This window comes from Paraburkholderia acidicola, assembly GCF_002362315.1.
Classification (GTDB): domain Bacteria; phylum Pseudomonadota; class Gammaproteobacteria; order Burkholderiales; family Burkholderiaceae; genus Paraburkholderia; species Paraburkholderia acidicola.
Genome location: NZ_MTZV01000006.1, coordinates 2,516,900 through 2,535,403 on the forward strand (window position 1 = coordinate 2,516,900; position 18,504 = coordinate 2,535,403).

Here is an 18,504-nt window from a genome sequence, read left to right on the forward strand (position 1 = left end):
GTCAGCTATTCCTCTCTAGTAGGGCGTGCAGTTCAGGATCCATCGAAGGCAGGTAGGCGCTCCAGCCAGCGTGGCTGTCGGGCGTCTTGATGTCGGGGTGAAAGCGGCGCACTTCGTCGGCGAAGCGGCGACCCATCTCGCCCATCGCGCGCAGCTGGCTGGCCACAAAAGCCTGCGCGGCCGCACCGATCGATTCGCGTTCCGCCTGCGCGTGACGCAATGCCGGCAGGATCTGCCCGGCCAGTTCGGGACTGTCCGCGCGCAGCAGCCGGCGGTTGTGTTCGCTGGCGCCCAGCAGGTTGTTGATGCGCTCGTCCATGCTGATACCGACGGCCGGTACGCCGGCCTGCATGCTGGTCACGATCGCGTGAAAGCGCGAGCTGAGCAGCAGGTCGGCGGCGCGCAACATACCGACGATCGCGCCCGGCGATACGTCGCCGCTCTGTACGATCGGCGGCGGCGTCTCGAAGCGCGCGGCGAGATCGCGGCAGGCGAGGCGATCGACCCGGTCCATGCCGATGATCAGCACGCTGCCGTGGTTGTCTTCGCGCCATTGCTTCGCGGCCTCGGCGATCGCGTCGAGATAGGCCACGTAGCTGCGGCGAATCTCCTCGCTGTCGGCGTGAAACAGCACAGTGCCGTAGTGCAGGTCCCGATGCGCACCGTGCTTTTCCAGCTCGACGGCTTTGGCGAGGTCCGGGCGCACCGGCCACCAGAACGGGTTGACCGGGCAGATCACCAGCAGCGGCCGCTGCCCCACGCCGAGCATGCGCAGGCGTTGTTGCACGGCCGCCTCGGGCAGGGCCTGGTAGGTCCAGGCGGTGTCCGAACCCGCGGCGGTGCGCAGGCCAAGACCGTCGAGCAGCGTGCGCGACTCCACGTTGCGGCATAGCACCAGCGGACCTTGGCCAAGCTCGGAGACGAACTCGCGCAGGCCCGGCTCCATGCGACCGGCCTCGGCCCCGTAGCCGACTGCCAGTCGTTCGCTCGCCGAGGCGATCCCCAGGCTGGCGGCCATGACGGCACCGAGCGTGGTCGAGAAATTGGACTTGAACATCGAGCCTTCGCAGGCGAGCACGCCGTCGTACTGGCGGCAGGTGCGCTCGAGAAAATCGGGCACATAGTCGCTGATGAACTCGGGCCGGATCTCGTCGGCGAGTTCCAGCGGCAGCGTCTCGCCGGCGGCGACCAGACCGATCTGCACATGCTCGCGTCCGAGAATGGCGCGCAGCTGGCGGATCATCTCGGCCACCCGCACATCCGCGCCCGTGTTGCCGCCGCCGTTGTAGCCGGCCAGCAGCAGGCGCAACGGCGCGCCCGGCGCACGCGTCGGCGCAGCCTTCGCACTGCTCTGGATCAGCTCGCGCAACTGGCGCAGCAGCACCGTGTCGCTGGCGCCGGCGGCGAGATACTCGTCAAGCCGGCTGGGGGGTTCGATAATCTCGGTCATGAAGCGCTCCGGGCAGTTGAACAGGAAGCGGCCAGCGCCAGTGGCGCAGCATCCGCGTTGGGCCGTCGTAGACGAGGGCGGCGGGGTGCCCAACCTCGTGTAGCGGCATGAGATGCCATTCGGCATTGAGCGGGTCGACGAGGCGCGGCCGACCCTCGCGATCGAGCGCGATCGGTGCGTCCTCGAGCGCGGACAGGCCGCAGCCGATCGCCTTGAGTACCGCCTCTTTCGCGGTCCACACGGTATAAAAACGCCGTGAAGCGCCTTCGCCCTGGCCGATCGCGTGACATTCGTCCGCGTTGAAGTAGTGGCTGGCGATGCCGCGCCAGTCGAGCGGCCGGGCGAGATGCTCCACATCGACGCCCACGCGCAGATCGCGACCAAGCGCGATAACCGCAACCGGACCGGCGTGCGACAGGTTGAAACCGAGCCGTGGATGAGCCGGCAACCAGGGCTTGCCTTTCTCGCCGACGCCCCACACGAGGCTCGCTGGCGACTCGCCACAGGCGAGACCGAGCAACTGGCGCAGCAGGCCGTGCGCGGCGGCGAAACGATGACCGTCGCGCGGGCGCAGGAAGGCGCGTGCGCGCCGGTTCTCGTCGGCGTCCAGCAGATCGTGGCGCGTGGGTAGCGCGTCCAGGTCTACCGTGACGATCTCGACATGGGTCTTATCCAGCACGAACATGCAAGCCCTCCAGATCGGCGGTGAGACGCTCGGCCACGTAATCGAGTACCGGCGTCTGCTGGTACTGCGGGAAGAAATGCCCGCCGTGGAATAACCGGCCATCGAATGCAGCGTTGGTGAGGCTCGACCAGCCCTGCAGATCGCTCACCTGCAGATAGGGATCGTGCAGACCGCCCAGGGTGGTGATCGGCGTGTCCTGCAGCGGCCGGGCCGTCGTGTACAGGTCGTTCATCTGCAGGTCGGCGCGCAGCAGGCGGAACACCTGGGTCCGCAGTTCCGCGTTCTCGAAGACGATCTCCGGCGTGCCGCCGAGGTCGCGCAGATAAGCGGTCAACTCCGCGTCGTTGCGCTGGTGCAGCGTGCCAGGCTGGCCGAGCACCGGCGGACGCCGCGCCGAGGCGAAGACGCGCAGCGGTGCACGCCCGCGCTGCTCCAGCTTGGTGGCGACGGCAAACGCGAGGGCCGAGCCCATGCTATGGCCGAACAGTGCGACCGGACGGTCAAGCAACGGCTCGATTGCGGGCAGCAAGTCGTCGAGCAGCGCGGTGACCGAGGTATAGGCCGTTTCGTGCGAGCGGTTGCTGCGGCCAGGCAACTGGATCGGGCAGACCTCGACGAACTCGGGCAACTGCTCGCTCCAGCCGCGATAGGCGAGCGCGGTGCCACCGGCGTGCGGGAAACACAGCAGGCGCATCGCCGGGTTTGCCCGCGCCGTGCGGAACAGGGTCCACGGTGCGCAGAGCTGGTCCGCCGTCAGGTCGGACAGTGCACGGCGCTGCAGGGTGGGACTGCCGTTCATGCGTTGGCCTCCGCGCTGACGTTCGCTGCTTCGGCCATCTGTTGCAGGCGGGCGGCGAGTTTTTCGATCGTCGGGTAGTTCCATACGAGCGTGGGCGACAGCTTCATCGACAGCCGTTGCTCCATGCGGTTGAGCAGCAGCAGCGTGCGCGCGGAATCGAGGGCATAGCTTTCGAAGCTGCAGCGCGGATCGATCTGGTCGATGTCGACACCGAGCTCGCGAGCGATCTGCAGCATCAACCACTCCTGCAGATCTTCTTCGTCATCGGGTTCGACGTCGTCCGTCGATGTCGAGGCTGACGTCGACGTTGATGTTGACGTCGCGGCCGACAGCGCCGGCGGCCACACGGAGCGCGCCATGAAATTGTCCAGATGGGCGCCAGCCTCATTCATCAGCGACAACGCGATCGCTGCCGCATGCCGGCGGCGCGGGTCAGCGAACGGGGTGTCGGCGGCCCACGCGTTGAACGCGCCCATCGCCTGGCCGCACCAGATCTGGAAGTCGAGTGCGCGAGCCGGCTCGCCGTTGATCGCCCAGCGCGAGGCCTGGCCCAGGTACCAGCGAAACACGAGGCCCATCAGGATGCGCGGGTCTTGCGCGGCCCGCTCGGCGAGACCGGGATGACGGGCCTGCCAGAACGCGAGGGTCTGCTCTTCGACCGCTGCGAGCGGCTGATGAAAGATCTGCTGTTCGAGCCGTTTGCATTCTTCGGGCGGCAGATCGCGCAGCGTGCGATGCGCGCGATACAGCTCGCCCAGCTGGTTGGCTCGCGCGGCGAACATGCTGCCGCGCTTGAGCACCTGCACGGACACACCGAGCTCGAACATATCGGCGGCGGGCGCCATCGCGACATCGGAGGGTTCGGCGCCGGCCAGCAGTTGCTTGACCGTATCGGAGGTGCCGGCCTCGATGCAGCCCTGGTTGATCGAACCGGTGACCACGTAGTCCGCGCCCATTGCGAAAGCGGCCGCGATTGCCGCTGGTGTACCGAGACCACCGCCCGCGCCGAGTCCGACCTCGGCGGCCGGCGGGAACTCGCGGGCGACGCGTGCGCGCAAGGCGGCGAGCGACGGCCACGCGCAGACCAGCGACTGACGATCCGTATGACCGCCCGAATCGGCTTCGACGGTGATGTCGTCGGCCATCGGCAGCAGACGCGCGGCGGCGACTTCGCCGGCATTGAGTGCGCCTTCGGCTTGCAGTGTCGCGAGCAGTGCGTCGGGCGCGGGCCTTAAAAAGGCCTGCGCCACTTCACGGCGCGACACCTTGGCGATGATGCGTTGCTTCGCATGCGCGCGACCGTGTTCGTCGAGGTAAGCGCCGCGCGCGCGGAACAGCACGAGTGCCGCGCTCAGCTGCATGAATGCCGACGCCTCGATCGTCTCGATCCCTTCGCGCAGATACAGCTCGACGATGCTGCGTTCCTGGGCCGGATGATCGGGCGTGTGGATCAGGTTGAAGCACAGGCGTTTGCCGGGCAGCGAGGCACGCAGTCGCGTGATCGCCGCTTCGATACGCGCGAGCGGCAGGCCCGCCGAGCCGAAACTGGCGAGGCAACCGGCGCTGACGAGCGCTTCGAGCAACGCCTCGCCCGCGATGCCGGCAGCCATCGCGCCGGCCATATAGGCGAGGGTCAGGCCGTGGCGCTCACGGAACGCTGCGCTGCCCAGCGACTGCGCCGTGGCGGTGGCGCCGGGGATGTTCACGGGGGCATTCATTGCATTGACTCCATGGTTCTACATAGACGATGTTGCGAGGTTCGACGGGCGTGCGCCGCGCACGCGTCGCCGGAGCAATCAGACTTCTTCATACCAGGGCGTGCCCTTCAGACGACGCATCAGCGACGTGAAGGCAATCACGCTTTTCTGTATCGGCGATGCGCGATACCCCGGCTTCGGTTTGTTCGAGGTCATGCCGCGCGTGATCGGGTCGCGCCAGTCGCCAAAACGCTCCCACGGCGTACGGAAGCAGTTCGCGAGCGTCACGCCGACCACCGAGTCCTCCGGGTCGACGCCGTGCCACCAGAACGGCGGGATGTAGGCCACGTCGCCGGGGTTGAGGATGGCTTCGTACTTGACCAGCGACAGGCGCGGCGGGAACAGTTGCTTCGCGCAACTGAGGTGGTGCAGGTTGGCCTCGAGGATGCTGTTGCAGTCCTCCCAGTTCTCCGGTGTGAGCCGGAACATCGAGAAACGCTTGCTGCCGCTCAGCTGCGTGGTCAAGGTCTCGTCGGTCTCGTGGTAGTGCCAGTCCGAGGAAGCATTGCGGTAGATGAACATGCGCTGACGGTTGTAAGTGCGCGGCGCCTTCTCGAACCGATCGGGGGAGATGAACGCGTGCTCGCCGAGGTCTTGCTGCCATTCCTTCGGCACCGGAATACCGGTCATCGAATAGGTTTGATCGGCGGGGGCTGCGCGCATCTCGCGGATGCAGTCCTGCACTTTCTTGATCTGCACGACCTTCTTGATGACCATGATCTGCAGCGGATTGAACGTGCGGCTCAGCCACACTTTGGCGTCGGTGGGCAGGGACTCCAGATAGCCCGGGTCTTGCCATTTACCGACCGCCGGCCAGTGCCCGGCCCCATGCTTGATGATGAGCGGCCGGTGCCGGCAGACGTAGTCGTTCCAGAAGGCTTCGCGGGTCAGGTCCTGGGCCGCGATGGAAGGAAGCTCGCGTGTCTCGCCGGGAACCAGATCGATGACTTTGATGATCGGGCTGGTCGGTTCGGTCATGGGTTCGCTCCTGATTTTATGTAGATGTAATGGGTTGTTTTCACGGGTATCGCCTGGCGCGACCGCTGCGTTGCCGGAGGGTGAAAAAGCGCTGTGGTTCATGCGAGGACTCCCCGGTCGCGGACTGCGGTGGTATCGACTGCGTGATCGAGCGCGGGGTTGACTGCCGGGTTGACCGCTGCGCCGACCAGGCGCACACCGAGTCCTTCGATGCGGCCGGTGACACGGCCCGCATCGATGAGGTCGATATCGGCGATCAGGTACGGCTCGGGATCGAGCCCGATCTCGATGATGTCGGCGCGATAACCGAACACCTGTCCGCGTGGCAGCACCTGGGCGCGAAAGCGCGCTTGCACCGGGCGTCCACACACTGGCTGGAAACGCGCGCCGCGCAAACCGCGGCCGAGCCCCAGCGCGAGCGCATGAACCTGCAGCAACTGGAACGCGCCTTCGAGCATGCAGGGGCCAGGGAACACCGGGTCATCCTTGAAGTGGGCGCGCACCGCCCAGTGCTGCGGATCGAGCCGGAACTCGGCCATGCTGCCGCCGAGACCGCACACGCCCCCCGTGCTGCGGATGTACGGAATGCGCTCGATCATGTGCGTGATCGTCGGTGACAGACGCAGCGATGGGTTCGGTCCGCCGGCGGCATGCGAGGCCGACAGCACGCCGGCTATGTCGCCGTGCGCGAGCGCGACGAGATCCTGCGTTTCGAGTGCGCGCGTGGGCGGCTGCAGTGGCGGTACGAACGGTTGCGCGGCCGGCTGGCGCACGGCCTTATGCTGCTCGCCGATGCCCGCACCAGTCGCCAGTTCTTCGTAAGTGAAAAAGCCGGCGGTGCAGCGTTCGATCTTCAGCAGCGGGCGGCCGTTGGTGCTGGCCTGGAACTCGGTCTTGAACAGCAGCGAGTCACCATTGCGGAAGGAGTCGACGATCTGGATGTCGTATTCGACGCATTCGCCGGCACGCGGTGTGTCGCCCTGGAAAGTCAGCACAGCGTCGAGCCAGCGATACACCCGCCGACCCTGGTTCTGCGCATCCATGCCGAGCCAGCCAGCGAGGAACAGCACGCCTTGTGCGTCGAGAGCGAGATAGCAGGTCTGTCCGTCGACGGAATTCCAGGCCGGATCGGGCACGTCGAACTCGGTGCGGATGCGGCTGGCGTGCAACTGGCCATGCGTGCCGGACATGTGGGTCACGCGGCTCAGTGCGAGGAACGGCGGACCAGGCAGACGCAGACGGCGCGGCAACAGATCGGCAGCGGCATAGGCGGGGCCGAACACATGCGAGATGCGGCCCTCGGCGAATTCCATGACGTCGGATTCGTTGTAGAGCGAGGCTTTTGCTTGACGGGGCGCAGCGGGCTTCGCACTGCGTTCGTCGTGCGCCGCTGGAGCTGCCACCGGAGCCGGGCCGAGCAGACTGGTCAGGCTCTGCCGATGCTGTTCGAGCCACGCGCCATGCGCTTGCGCACGACGTGCGGCGATGGCCAGCAGCGCTGCGCCCAGTTCGCTGGAGTGCTGCTCGATGGTCTGCGGCGGCGTGTCCTGATGAACGGCCGGCACACTAACGACAGGGTTCGATTGAGGAACCGCCTTGCGCGTATTCGACGCAGGCACGGGCGCCGCTATCGGACGCTCCCGTGGCATGTCTGTGCGCGTGTCCTGTGCGAGCCCGATCGCCGCCTTCGATTTTTCATGAGACACATTCGAAGACGCACCCGCCGCAGCACGTTGCAACGCCTGATCGACACCAAGCCGGCGCAGGTTATCCACCAGCACGCCAGCAAGCGCCGGTTGCTGGAACCGGAGTTCCTTGTACAACGCTGGCTTCGCCGGTGCACTGGATTCGTCGGCAAAACCCCAGACGCGGGCCATGTCGAGCGGCACCCGATGGGCGACCAGCAACGCAACGAGTCGGCCGAAATTCTGTACGTCATCCTGATCGCGCCGGCTCATCGCGAACGAGACATGCGGACGCCCGTGCAAGGTCTTGCCGATCCAGCGGCTGCAGTTAGCGCCCGGACCCATCTCGACGAACAGGCGTGCGCCGCGTGCATAAGCCTGCTCGGTCAGTGCCGCGAAATCGAGTGGCGAGACGAGGTCGCCGGCGATCCGCCCGGCGATGCCTTGCGGCGTCCACGAGGTCGGCGCGCCACCGGCGAACAGCAACGCCGGTGCAGCGGGCCCGACCTGCGAGGTCGTGCATACGGTGGCGATGCCCGCGCGCTCGGCCTGTGCCGGGTCGCAATGCACGACCAGGCTGTCCGGTGCGGAAATCGCGCCGATGCCGAGTTTTTTCAGCACTCTTGCGCAGGCCGCCTGCTCGCCGATCAGCGTGACTTCGTCGGGGGCGTTGACGAGGCTGACATAGGCGCGCGTCTCGCCCTCGGCAGCGGCCTTGACCGCATCGGCCGGTGCGAGCAGCAGGTAGTTGGCCCACTCGAGCGGTTCGTCGTCGGCGAGTTGCCAGTGTTCGCGCACGGCCAGCTTGTCGCCGGCCAGCCGTTGCAGATGCTCGCCGAACTGATCGAGCCGGGCGGCCCAGGCATCACCCGGTTCCCAGACATCGTTGGCGAACAGCATGCTGAGCTGTCCAAGGCTATGGCCGAACACGGCAGTGGGCTCGATGCCGATGCGCTCCTTCAGCAGGCGGGTGTACAGCCAGCTCGACAGCACGCCCGCGCCGATCAGCGCCTGGTTGTCGGTGAGCAGGCGTTGCTCGATGTTCATCCGCGTTTCGGGATCGAGCGCTGTCAGGCGCTGCGGATACAGCAGCGCTGCGCCCATCGCCGCACCGGCATCGCGGTAACGGGCGTCGAGCGTGTCGAGCGCATCGGGCAGCAACGCACCGACGCCGCGAGCGAGTCCGCAGAACGCGGTATTCAACGGCGAGTAGACGAAGGCGACGCCGCCTTCACCGCCGAGCGGCGCAGCGCTGAAGCGACTGCCGCGCGGCGATTGCCATTCCTGTGCCGCAGGCAATTGCGTGAGCGCGGCGCGGGCCTCCTCGAGCAAGCCGTCGACATCGTCGGCGAGTAACGCCAGCGCTAGTGGCGCATCGGCGTCGTAGCTGCGCAGCGTTTGCCGGGCACGCGAGCCGAGTTCTGCGGGCGCTGTGATCAGCTCGCGCAGACGCGCGAGAAGTTCGTCGCGTGTCTGCGCGGTGATCGTCAGCAACAACGGCAGCGTGGTTGCGGGCGCGCTGCGCGACAGCGCGACGGGCGCTTCCCGCAGCAGCGCGTGGCCTGCACTGCCATCGGGATCGCAAGCGAGCACAGCGGCGTGGCGTAGTTCGCCCGCAGGGCGAAACCATGGAGTCGATGCGGCTGGTGCGTATGCCTGATCAAGGCCCAAGGCAGCCAGTGCCTTCGGTGTGTCGAATCCCGCAGCCTGTTCATCGTTCGAAGCAGCCGCAGCATCCAGCCCGGCCCAACCAGGCAGCCTGCGCGCACTCAATGCGAGCGCCGCGTTCAGCACGCCAAGCAGGGGCGTCAGCATACGGCCGTCGCCGAATATCGCTGCGCTGCTCGCGAGTGCCGGACACGCGGCTTGCGCTAATGGTGCGACAAGCGCAGCGGCGGGCACGGCACCGACTTCGACCAACCCGACCGGTGTTGCATCGGCGAGGCCAGCGCGTTGCCGCGCGAACTGGCCCGCATCGGCGAGGCTGTCCGCGAAACCGGCACCGAGCCATTGCGCGTAGGCGCGCGCCTGATCGTGTGTGGCCGCCGGTTCGAGCACCAGCGCGCAGGCCCCTTCGGCGAGCGGGTTCTGAACGGGCTCGCCATTGGCATGACGGACCAGCAGATTTTCGATCGTGCCACCCAGATCGATGGCACCGACCAGCACGGCGTCAGCGACGCCTTCCGCCAGCATGCGGGCGCCCAGGTCGAGTGCGCGCAGAGCAGTGGTCTCGTCGCCGGAGAGGGTGAAGGCCGGGCCCGAGAAATCCCAGGCCGAGGCGATGCGGCTGGCGAGCAGGTTGCCGATATAGCCGAGCGCGACAGCGGCGTCGGCGGGCGTATGCAGCGCGTCGGCCACGGCTTGATCGAGCTTGCCGCGTTCTTCGTCATCGAGCGGCAGTCCGGCTGCGGCGAGCGCATCGGCGAGTCGCCAGCCGCTTTCCCAGCGAGCGAGCAGACGGTGCACGCTGTGGTCCATGCTGGCCGCGATGATCACCGCAGTGCAGGTGCCGACGGCGATGCCGGCGTCGCGCAACGCGGCGTCGCCGACTGCGAGCATCAACGGTTGCTGCGGGTGCAGTCGCTCCAGGTCTTTCGGCGGCAGGCGCAAGCGCAGCGCGTCGATGGCAACGCGATCGAGGTAAGCACCGCGCGGCGTCGCGAACGGCAAGCCCGCGAACTGCGCGGGCGGCGCGTCGTGCAGCCGCGGTTTCGCTTGTTGTATCGCTTCGATAACGGCATCGAGGCCGACGCAATCGCCGACGGTGGCAGCGAGGCCGGTCAGCAGCGGCGGTGTGGCTGTCGATCCATGGACTGTGTCTTCGACACTGTGCTTGAGCGTAGCCGACACAGCGCCTGGCGCATCAACTACCAGATGCGCATTCACCCCGCCAAAGCCGAACGCATTCACCGCAGCGCGACGCAATCCATCCGGCCATGGGCGCAGCGCACACACGATATCGGCCTCGCTGCTTAGCGGTTGCTCGACACCGGCGGTGGGCGGCAGCACGCCTTCGCGCATCGCGAGGACGGTCTTCAGCAAACCGGCCGCGCCGGCGGCGGTCAGCAGGTGACCGAGATTGGATTTGACCGAACCGACTGCCTGGCCCGTGCCGAACACCGCGCTCATCGTTTCCAGTTCGACGCGATCGCCCATCTGGGTGCCGGTCGCATGGCATTCGACATAGCCGACGCTGGACGGCGCGACACCGGCGTCCGCATAGGCGCGTTCGCAGGCCAGTTGCTGACCTTGCGTGTTGGGCGCGGTCAGGGTCTTGCCGCTGCCGTCGCTAGACAGGCCGATCGCACGGATGACGCCGTAGGTGGACGTACCGGCTTCGGCGCGGCGCACCAGCATGGCGACTGCGCCTTCTCCAGGCGCGAGACCTGTCGAGCGGGCATCGAAAGGCCGGCTCGGAATACCGTCGGGCAGCGCCTGGGTCGCGGCGAAACCGAGGTTCGCGTACAGCGGATCGAATGCGCTGGCGGCAACCACCAGCATCGCGTCGGCTTCGCCTGCGGCGATATGCAGGGCAGCGAGGCGCAGTGCATACAACGACGTCGCACACGCGGCGTCCAGCGAATAACGCGGACCGCCGAGACCCAGTGCCCCAGCGATGCCACGCACCAGCCCCCCGCCGATCCGCGCCGACTGCGCATGCGTTCCAGCCAGCGCGCGGCCAGGCGCGAGCCGCAGATGGGCCTGCGGCGCAACGGTATCGAATGCTTCAGCGATTGCCCGTTCGTAGAGCGGCCGGGTCAAGGTATCGCTGGCCGCGCCCACCGCCCACGCGTAACTGCCGAGCAGCAGGCCGGTGCGCGCGAGGCGCTCCGTGCCCGCGGGCCATAGGCCCGCATCGAGCAACGCATCGCGGGCGGCTGCCAGCGGCCATTGCAGGCAACGGTCCTGGGCCGCGAGGAAATCGGCCGGCAGATGGTAACCGTGGGGATCGAACGTGTAGTCGCGTGGCCGTGCGAGTTCGATGCTGGGCGTGCGGTCATTGCCAGTGCCGCGCAGGCGGGTCGGATCGATGCCCCAGTCGGTGGCTCCCGCCTCGCGAATCGATCGTTTGCCGGCGAGCAGATTCGCCCAGAAAGTGTCGAGGCTGCTGGCGTCCGGCAACAGGCAACCCAGGCCGAGAATATCGAGCGCGAGCATCAGGCCGTCTCCATACCGATCACGTCGTCGTTCAGATCGCGGTTCCACAGCGGATCGTCTTCACTGACGACGGTGGCGGCGAAATCCTCCAGCAGCGCGAACACCTGGCCGTCGCGATCGCGCAGTTCGAAGTCGCAACGGAACTGCGAACCGGCCAGGCTGCGCAAGCGCATCTCCACGAAGAAGTGCCGCGGCATTGGCGCGTCGCCACGCCAGCGGAACCGGCCCGTCGAGGCGGGCAGGCAGGCCGCGCGGTGCTGTTCCATGAGCCAGACGAGGCAGGCGTGGGTGGCAATGTCGTAGATCAGCGGTCGCAGCCCCTGGCCCGTGGTGCCCTCGGACACGTGCGCGGGGATCCGGCATTCGATCAGCGTGCTATGTGCGTCTAGCTGCAGCACGCGCTCGACGCCGCGGAAACTCGGCCCGTACTGGATCGGTCCAGCCAGATAGCCGGCGGGATCGCAGACGTTACCGGTTGCGACGGGCAGCTCGCGCTGGTGTGTTTCCAGCGACTGGTCGAAGCGCAGATTGCCGGCGAAGCGGGGACGTCCCTCGGCATCGCTGACCGTGGCGCGCAACGTGTACGGTCCGCTCACTTCGAGTTCGAGCGTGAGGTTCACCGGTGCGGGTGTGTCGAAGGCCACGCCCTTGAACACGCGGTAGTCCTCGAGCGCGGTGACCGCACGGTCCTGCCAGCGCGTCGCGGATTCCACGAGCCACTCGACGATCCACGCCGACGGCAGCACGGCGAGCCGGTTGATGCGATGCTCGTCGATCAGCGGATCGTGCTGCGGTGAAAACGCGCGCACGAGCCGCACGCCCGAACCTGCCTGCGAGCCAGGCGCGGGCAGCGTGGCGCCGACGACATACTGATTGCCGCCGCCGCGTTTCGACAGGGCCGCTTCGACAAACGTCCGCGTGCCCGCGGCGAGCGGCAGCAGGCCGATGCCGCGATCGGCGAACAGCTTCTTCAAGGTCTCGTCGACCATGCCCGCGTCCCACGGTCCCCATGCCAGCGAGACCGCGCGCGTCTGCGGCCAGCGGCGACCGAGGCGAAACGCGAGCTTGCTCAGCGCATCGTTGGCCATCGCGTAGTCCGATTGCCCCGCGTTGCCGGTGTAGCCCGCGGTGGAAGAGAACAGCAGCACGCGTTGCGGCGGTTGTGCGTCGAACGCGTCGAGCAAGGTCAGCAGCGCGTCGAGCTTCGGCGCGAACACGGCTTCGATGTCCTGCGCGCTCTTGTCGACGATGCGACGGTCGGCCAGCACACCGGCGCCGTGCACCAGCATCTTCACGGGACCGTGCGCTTCGACAAGACCCGCGAGCGCAGCGCGGGTCGCAGCGGTGTCGCTGAGATCCAGCGCGAGGTAGTCGACCTTCGCGCCATGCGCACGGATCGCGTCGAGGTTGGCGCGCACTTCGCGTGCGGCGAGGACTGCGCGGCAGGCTTCATCGATCATCCGCGGCGTGAGCTGATTGCCGCTGCTGCGCAGGTGTTCCAGCGCCTTCGCTTTCAGTGCTGCGCCCGCTTCGTGGCCGACGGCCCAGGCCGGGTCGCTGGCAGTGAGGACCGTGCGGCCGAGCAGGACGAAATGCGCCGGTACCTGCGCCGCGAGCGCTTCGATGCAGGCCGCGGTGATGCCGCGTGCGCCGCCGGTGACCAGCACCAGATCGCCGGCTTGTAACGGCGGCAGCGTTTCGGCGGCGGTCTCGCTTTCTTCCGTGCAGGCGAGGGTCCAGCGGCCCTGTGCATTCCAGCCGCATTCGGCCGGGTAATGTGCGAGCGGATCGCTGCCGGATACCGCAGCGTGCTGGCAGTCGTGCCACTCTGACAGCAGGTGTTCGGCGGCGTCGGCCGGTGCCAGCGATCCAGCGAGATCGACGAAGCGCGCCACGCTTTGCGGATGCTCGTGACGCAGCGTTTTCAGCAGACCGGCCAGACCGCCGGCGACGCTGTCGCCGCCACCATCGAAACCGAGCCGGCCATCGAGCCGCGCGCTGCCCAGAATGCAATGCGGCTGCCAGCGCAGTACGGCGCGTACGATCAGCAGGCCGAGGGCGAGGCGTCGGCGGCTTGCTGCGTCGTCGCCTTCGGGCAACAGCAGCAGCACGCTTTGCGGCTTGCCGTGGGTGTTGGCGAGCGTGGTCAGCGCATCGTCGAGACCCGCCAGTTCGCACGATACGTCGGCGTGTTCGCTGACGCCGTCGGTCCATCCTTCGAGTGCAAGGACGATCGGGCGTTGGCCCTGCTGGCGCAACTGGGTGGCGACTTCACGCGTGAGCGGGCCGCCATCGTCGATCAGCAGCACACCAGCGTCGGCGATCATTCGCGCGGTGCGTCCCAGCGAGATCGGCACGGCACGTACGGCCAGCGAGCGCCAGCGTTGTGCATCGTAGGTGGGCGTCGTGGCCGGCGCTGTGGCTGTGTTGACTGTGGACCCGGCGGGCGTTGCTACCGCGTTCGTCATACCTGTCAGCAATGCGGCGATCTCGGCGATCGTGCCCGCGTTACGCAGTTCGTCACCGGCGCTCGCGCTGTCGGCGATACCGAGCGCATCGCGCACGCCAGCGAGAATTTCCACGCGCTTGATCGAGTCGACGCCGAGGTCGGCTTCCAGACGCATGCCGGTGTTGAGCATCTCGGCGGGGAAGCCGGTCTTTTCGGCGATGACGCGTAGTAGCAGGGCGCCGACGTCGATGTTGTCGGTGGCCGGAGTGGCTGGGGTAGCCGCGGTGGTCTGTGCAGCGATCGGTGCGCTTGCAACGGTCGTCGCTACTGCAGGCGCTTGCATATGACCGCGCAACAACGCAGCGATGTCACCGATCGTGGCGGCCTGGCGCAGTTCATCGGCGAGCTTGCCATCTTCGGTGACGCCAAGCGCATCGCGCACACCAGCGAGGATTTCCACACGCTTGATCGAGTCGACGCCGAGATCGGCTTCGAGACGCATGCCCTCGTTGAGCATCTCGGCGGGGAAGCCGGTTTTCTCTGCAACGGTACGCAGCAGTAGCGCGGTAACGTCGATGCCTGCGTTGGCGCTGACCGGTGCTGCTGCGACTGGCGCAACCGACGGCGCGGATGCACTGTGCTGGCTACCCAGCAGCGCTGCAATGTCACCGATCGTAGCGGCCTGGCGCAGTTCGTCGCCGAGCTTGCCATCTTCGGCAACGCCCAGTGCATCGCGCACGCCAGCGAGAATTTCCACGCGCTTGATCGAATCGACGCCGAGGTCCGCTTCGAGACGCATGCCGGTGTTGAGCATTTCGGCAGGGAAGCCGGTCTTTTCGGCAACGATGCGCAGCAGTAACGCAGCAACGTCGACGTGGCTCGCGGCGCTGACCGGTTGAGCTGCGACCGACGCGACCGAAGTCACTGACGTAACCGATGCTGCTGCAGGTGCCCCTTGATGGCTGCCGAGCAACGCAGCGATGTCGCCGATCGTTGCTGCCTGACGTAACTCGTCACCGAGCTTGCCATCTTCGGCGACGCCTAACGCATCGCGTACCGAGGCAAGAATTTCGACGCGCTTGATCGAATCGACACCGAGGTCCGCTTCGAGGCGCATGCTGGCGTTCAGCATCTCGGCAGGGAAACCGGTCTTCTCGGCTGCGACGCGCAACAGCAACGCGGTGATGTCTACGCTCTGGCTGGCAGCGGCTGTAATCGGAGCGGCAACGACCGGAGATGTTGCTTTTGCGACCACCGGAGCCGGGGCTGCTACAGGAGCTGTTACAGAGGCAGCAACGTGGGCAGCAACAACAGGTGGCAACACGTTCGCGCGCGGCGCTTCGAGCGCGATGGGCGCCAGTTGCGGTGCAGCGACCGGTGCGCTGACGTTGCCCGACCACGCGACTGCTGTGCCGCCAATCTCCGCCGACAAGGCTTGTTGTCCTTGCAGGAATTGCAGATGCAATGCCATCGCTTGCTGCTGGCCACGCTCGATCTGCTGCAGTACCGCGGCTGACGGCGCGTGCTTCGCGAGCGTCACCGCAAGCTCGAGCTGACCGTCGAGGAACTGACGATGCGCATCGGCGAGCCACGCGTTTGCCTGCACGTCCTGTCCTACGTTCTGCGTGGCAGCGACCGGCAACGGCGCCGGTGCCACTGTCACTATGGGCGCTTGCACCGCCACAGGCACCGGAACATGCGCAACTTCCGGCCATGCCGGCCGTTTGCCAATGCGATGGTTCGAAGCGCTGATATTGAACGCGAGCGCACGCGGCGCTGCTTTCTGAATCGCGGGAAATTCCAGCTGCAGCGGCAATCCGAGCACGGCCAGTTGCACGGCCGCCGACTGGATCTGCAGACCGTCGTCGCCGGCCGGATCGGGTGCGGTCGGCAGTGCGACGTGCGGCTGACCTTCGAGAATCTCGCCGACGAGGCGCGTCAGGATGCTGCGCGGACCGACCTCGACGAAGACACGACCGCCCTCGGCGTAAGCCGCTTCGATCTGTTCGCGAAAGCGCACGGCGTTGAACGGCTGACGACGCAGCAGATCGCGTATGCCGGCGGGATCGGCGGGATAGGGTGCAGCGGTCACGTTGGCCAGCACCGGACAGTGCGGCGCGTGCGGTTCGAGCGTGGCGAGCGCGTCGTTCCACGCGGCTTCCGCGTAACCGACATGGGCCGTATGAAAGGCCGCTGCGACCGGAATGCGGACCGCCTGAATGCCGGCCTGCTTGAGCACCGGCAATGCCTGCTCGATGGCTTGCGCGTCTCCGCCGGCGACAGTCTGGCGCGGGCTGTTGAGGTTGGCGAGGCTGATCCCCGGCAGTTGCGGCAACAGTGCGCGCACGCGCTCGGCGTCGACATTCAGCGCCAGCAGGCCGCCTTCGGCGAGTCCGGCAGGCGGTGTCAGTGCACCGCCACGTGCGAGGACGATGGCGCGGTATTGCTCGTCGTCGAGGCTGCCCGCTGCCCACAGCGCGGAGAGTTCGCCGAAGCTATGACCGATCGCAAGGTCGGGTCGAAAGCCGTGTTCGCGCAGGAACGTGAACACGGCCATGTTGTACGCGCCGATCGAAGCTTGTGCGTACAGCGTATGGGTCAGCGCCTGGCGTTGAGCCAGCGCTTGTGCAGGAGCGAACGTTTCAGGCGGATAAAGCAGCCCGGTGATCGCGGCGTGGCCGCGTGCTTTCGCTTCGGCATCGAAAGCGTCGAAGATCGTGCGGAGCTGCGGGAAATCGGTGGCGAGCTTTGCGCCCATGCCAACGGTTTGCGCGCCTTGTCCGCTGAATACGGCGACCACTTTCGCGTCGCTGTCGAGCGCGCGACGGCGATAGTGGACCGTCTGCTGCAGGCTCCACGCGGCTTCTTCACCACGTTGGGCCAGCGTCTTCGCGACGAGACGCAGCAGGGTCGCGGCCTCATGCGCGTTGACGGCGGTGATGCCCACACGCGGTTGATCGACGGGCGGCGCAGTCTCGGGCCAGGGCTGCGTATGGTCCGCGTCCTGTTCGAAGCGTGCCGCGACTTCTTCGCAAAGTTGTGCGAGCGCGGCAGGTGTGGCGGCGCTCAACAGCAGCGGCAACGCACGGCGATGGCCAGGATCGGCGGGCACCGTCGCCGCATATTCCTGGAGCGCCAGATGCACGTTGGCACCGCCGAAGCCGAACGCACTCACGCCCGCACGACGCGGATGATCCGGATTGCCCATCCACGGACGAGCCTGTTTCGGCAGATACAGCGGACCATCGTCGCCGAGCAGCGTATTGGGCTTGCGTACATTGAGCGTCGGCGGCAACACCTTGTGGTGCAGCGCGAGCAACGTCTTGACGAGACTAGCCGCGCCAGCTGCCGCCTTGGTATGACCGATCTGCGACTTGACGCTGCCGAGCGCGACCGGTGCCTGGGCACCTTCGAGCACGGTCTGCAGCGAAGCGATTTCCACTGCGTCGCCGACGGTCGTGCCGGTTGCATGCGCTTCGATCAGGCCGACGCTGTTGGCCGGAAAACCGGCTTCGTCATAGGCGTTACGCAGGGCCCGCAACTGACCTTCGCTGCGCGGTGCGTAGATCGCGCCGCCGGCTGCGTCGGTGCTCGCACCCGCGCCGTGAATCACACCGTAGATGCGATCGCCATCGGCTTGCGCATCGGCGAGGCGCTTCAGCACCAGCATCGCGACGCCTTCGGAGATCAGCGTGCCGTCGGCCTCTGCATCGAACGCACTGACCTTGCCGCTTTTCGACAGGGCAGGCGTCTTGCTGAAGCTCAGGAAAGCGAGCTGCGAATTGTCGGTGTCGACACCGCCGCTGATCATCAGATCGGCGGCGCCGCTGCGCAGCTCCTGGCAGGCGAGTCGCACGGCAGCCAGCGAACTGGCGCAGGCCGCATCGACGGTATGGCTCGCGCCGCCCAGACCGAAACGGTTGGCGACCCGGCCGGCCACGATATTGGCCAGCATGCCGGGGAAGGTGTCCTCGGTCCACTGCGGGTAGTAGTTGCCCATCGCGGTGGCGACAGCATCGATCTGCTCCGCCGCGACGCCGGCCTGTTTGAGCGCGTCCTGCCATTTCGGAATGTCGCTGCGACGGGCCATGTCGAGCGCGAGTTCGACGGTGGTGCCGGCAACGCCGAGCACGACGCCCGCACGCGCGGCCGGCAGCGGTTTGCCCGCGGCATTCGACTCGGTGGCATAGCCCGCATCGAGCAGCGCTTCGCGCGCCACCATCATCGCGTAGAGCTGCGCGCTGTCGGTGGCATCGAGACTGTTCGGCGGGATGCCGTACAGCAGCGGATCGAAGGCGAGATCGGGCATGAAGCCGCCGCGATCGGCATAGGTTTTGTCGGGTGCCGACGGATCGGCATCGTGATACTGATCGATGCGCCAGCGGCTCGGCGGCACCGGCTCGAGGCATTCGGTGCCACCGAGAATATGACTCCAGTACTCACCGAGGTTGCGGGCCTTCGGTAGTACCGTGGCCATGCCGATTACCGCGATCGGTGCGGAGACCTGGTTCTGGACTTTGGAGGACTTTGGCATGAGCGGACT

7 protein-coding genes are annotated in these 18,504 nt (G+C 67.0%); all 7 read right to left on the minus strand.

The window, feature by feature from the left end:
• Nucleotide 1: 1 nt before the first annotated feature.
• On the minus strand, nt 2-1,450 hold the full coding sequence (locus tag BWP39_RS29850; RefSeq protein ID WP_157915203.1) for a polysaccharide pyruvyl transferase family protein: 1,449 nt from the start codon (nt 1,448-1,450) through the stop codon (nt 2-4).
• On the minus strand, nt 1,416-2,135 hold the full coding sequence (locus BWP39_RS29855) for a 4'-phosphopantetheinyl transferase family protein (RefSeq protein WP_157915204.1): 720 nt from the start codon (nt 2,133-2,135) through the stop codon (nt 1,416-1,418). Before BWP39_RS29855 ends, BWP39_RS29850 begins: the two co-directional genes overlap by 35 nt.
• A complete protein-coding gene (locus BWP39_RS29860; protein ID WP_157915205.1) occupies nt 2,119-2,934 on the minus strand; it encodes a thioesterase II family protein in 816 nt (271 codons plus the stop codon). Before BWP39_RS29860 ends, BWP39_RS29855 begins: the two co-directional genes overlap by 17 nt.
• On the minus strand, nt 2,931-4,652 hold the full coding sequence (locus tag BWP39_RS29865; RefSeq protein ID WP_096725784.1) for a PfaD family polyunsaturated fatty acid/polyketide biosynthesis protein: 1,722 nt from the start codon (nt 4,650-4,652) through the stop codon (nt 2,931-2,933). Before BWP39_RS29865 ends, BWP39_RS29860 begins: the two co-directional genes overlap by 4 nt.
• A 78-nt stretch (nt 4,653-4,730) precedes the next feature.
• Complete coding sequence (locus BWP39_RS29870; RefSeq protein WP_096725785.1) at nt 4,731-5,771, minus strand: cupin-like domain-containing protein; 1,041 nt, start codon at nt 5,769-5,771, stop codon at nt 4,731-4,733.
• Nucleotides 5,768-11,512: a beta-ketoacyl synthase N-terminal-like domain-containing protein gene (locus tag BWP39_RS29875; protein WP_096725786.1), complete on the minus strand. Its 5,745-nt coding sequence runs from the start codon at nt 11,510-11,512 to the stop codon at nt 5,768-5,770. The genes BWP39_RS29870 and BWP39_RS29875 overlap by 4 nt, the downstream gene beginning before the upstream one ends.
• Nucleotides 11,512-18,495, minus strand: a complete 6,984-nt coding sequence (locus tag BWP39_RS29880; RefSeq protein ID WP_096725787.1) for a type I polyketide synthase — start codon at nt 18,493-18,495, stop codon at nt 11,512-11,514. Before BWP39_RS29880 ends, BWP39_RS29875 begins: the two co-directional genes overlap by 1 nt.
• Nucleotides 18,496-18,504 lie beyond the last annotated feature (9 nt).

Excerpts from the sequence above, each read along its gene's own strand:
- BWP39_RS29880 (WP_096725787.1), bottom strand. The coding sequence starts at position 18,495 with ATGCCAAAGTCCTCCAAAGTCCAGAACCAGGTCTCCGCACCGATCGCG.
- BWP39_RS29875 (WP_096725786.1), bottom strand. The coding sequence starts at position 11,512 with ATGCTCGCGCTCGATATTCTCGGCCTGGGTTGCCTGTTGCCGGACGCC.
- BWP39_RS29850 (WP_157915203.1), bottom strand. The coding sequence starts at position 1,450 with ATGACCGAGATTATCGAACCCCCCAGCCGGCTTGACGAGTATCTCGCC.
- BWP39_RS29855 (WP_157915204.1), bottom strand. The coding sequence starts at position 2,135 with ATGTTCGTGCTGGATAAGACCCATGTCGAGATCGTCACGGTAGACCTG.
- BWP39_RS29860 (WP_157915205.1), bottom strand. The coding sequence starts at position 2,934 with ATGAACGGCAGTCCCACCCTGCAGCGCCGTGCACTGTCCGACCTGACG.
- BWP39_RS29870 (WP_096725785.1), bottom strand. The coding sequence starts at position 5,771 with ATGAACCACAGCGCTTTTTCACCCTCCGGCAACGCAGCGGTCGCGCCA.
- BWP39_RS29865 (WP_096725784.1), bottom strand. The coding sequence starts at position 4,652 with ATGAATGCCCCCGTGAACATCCCCGGCGCCACCGCCACGGCGCAGTCG.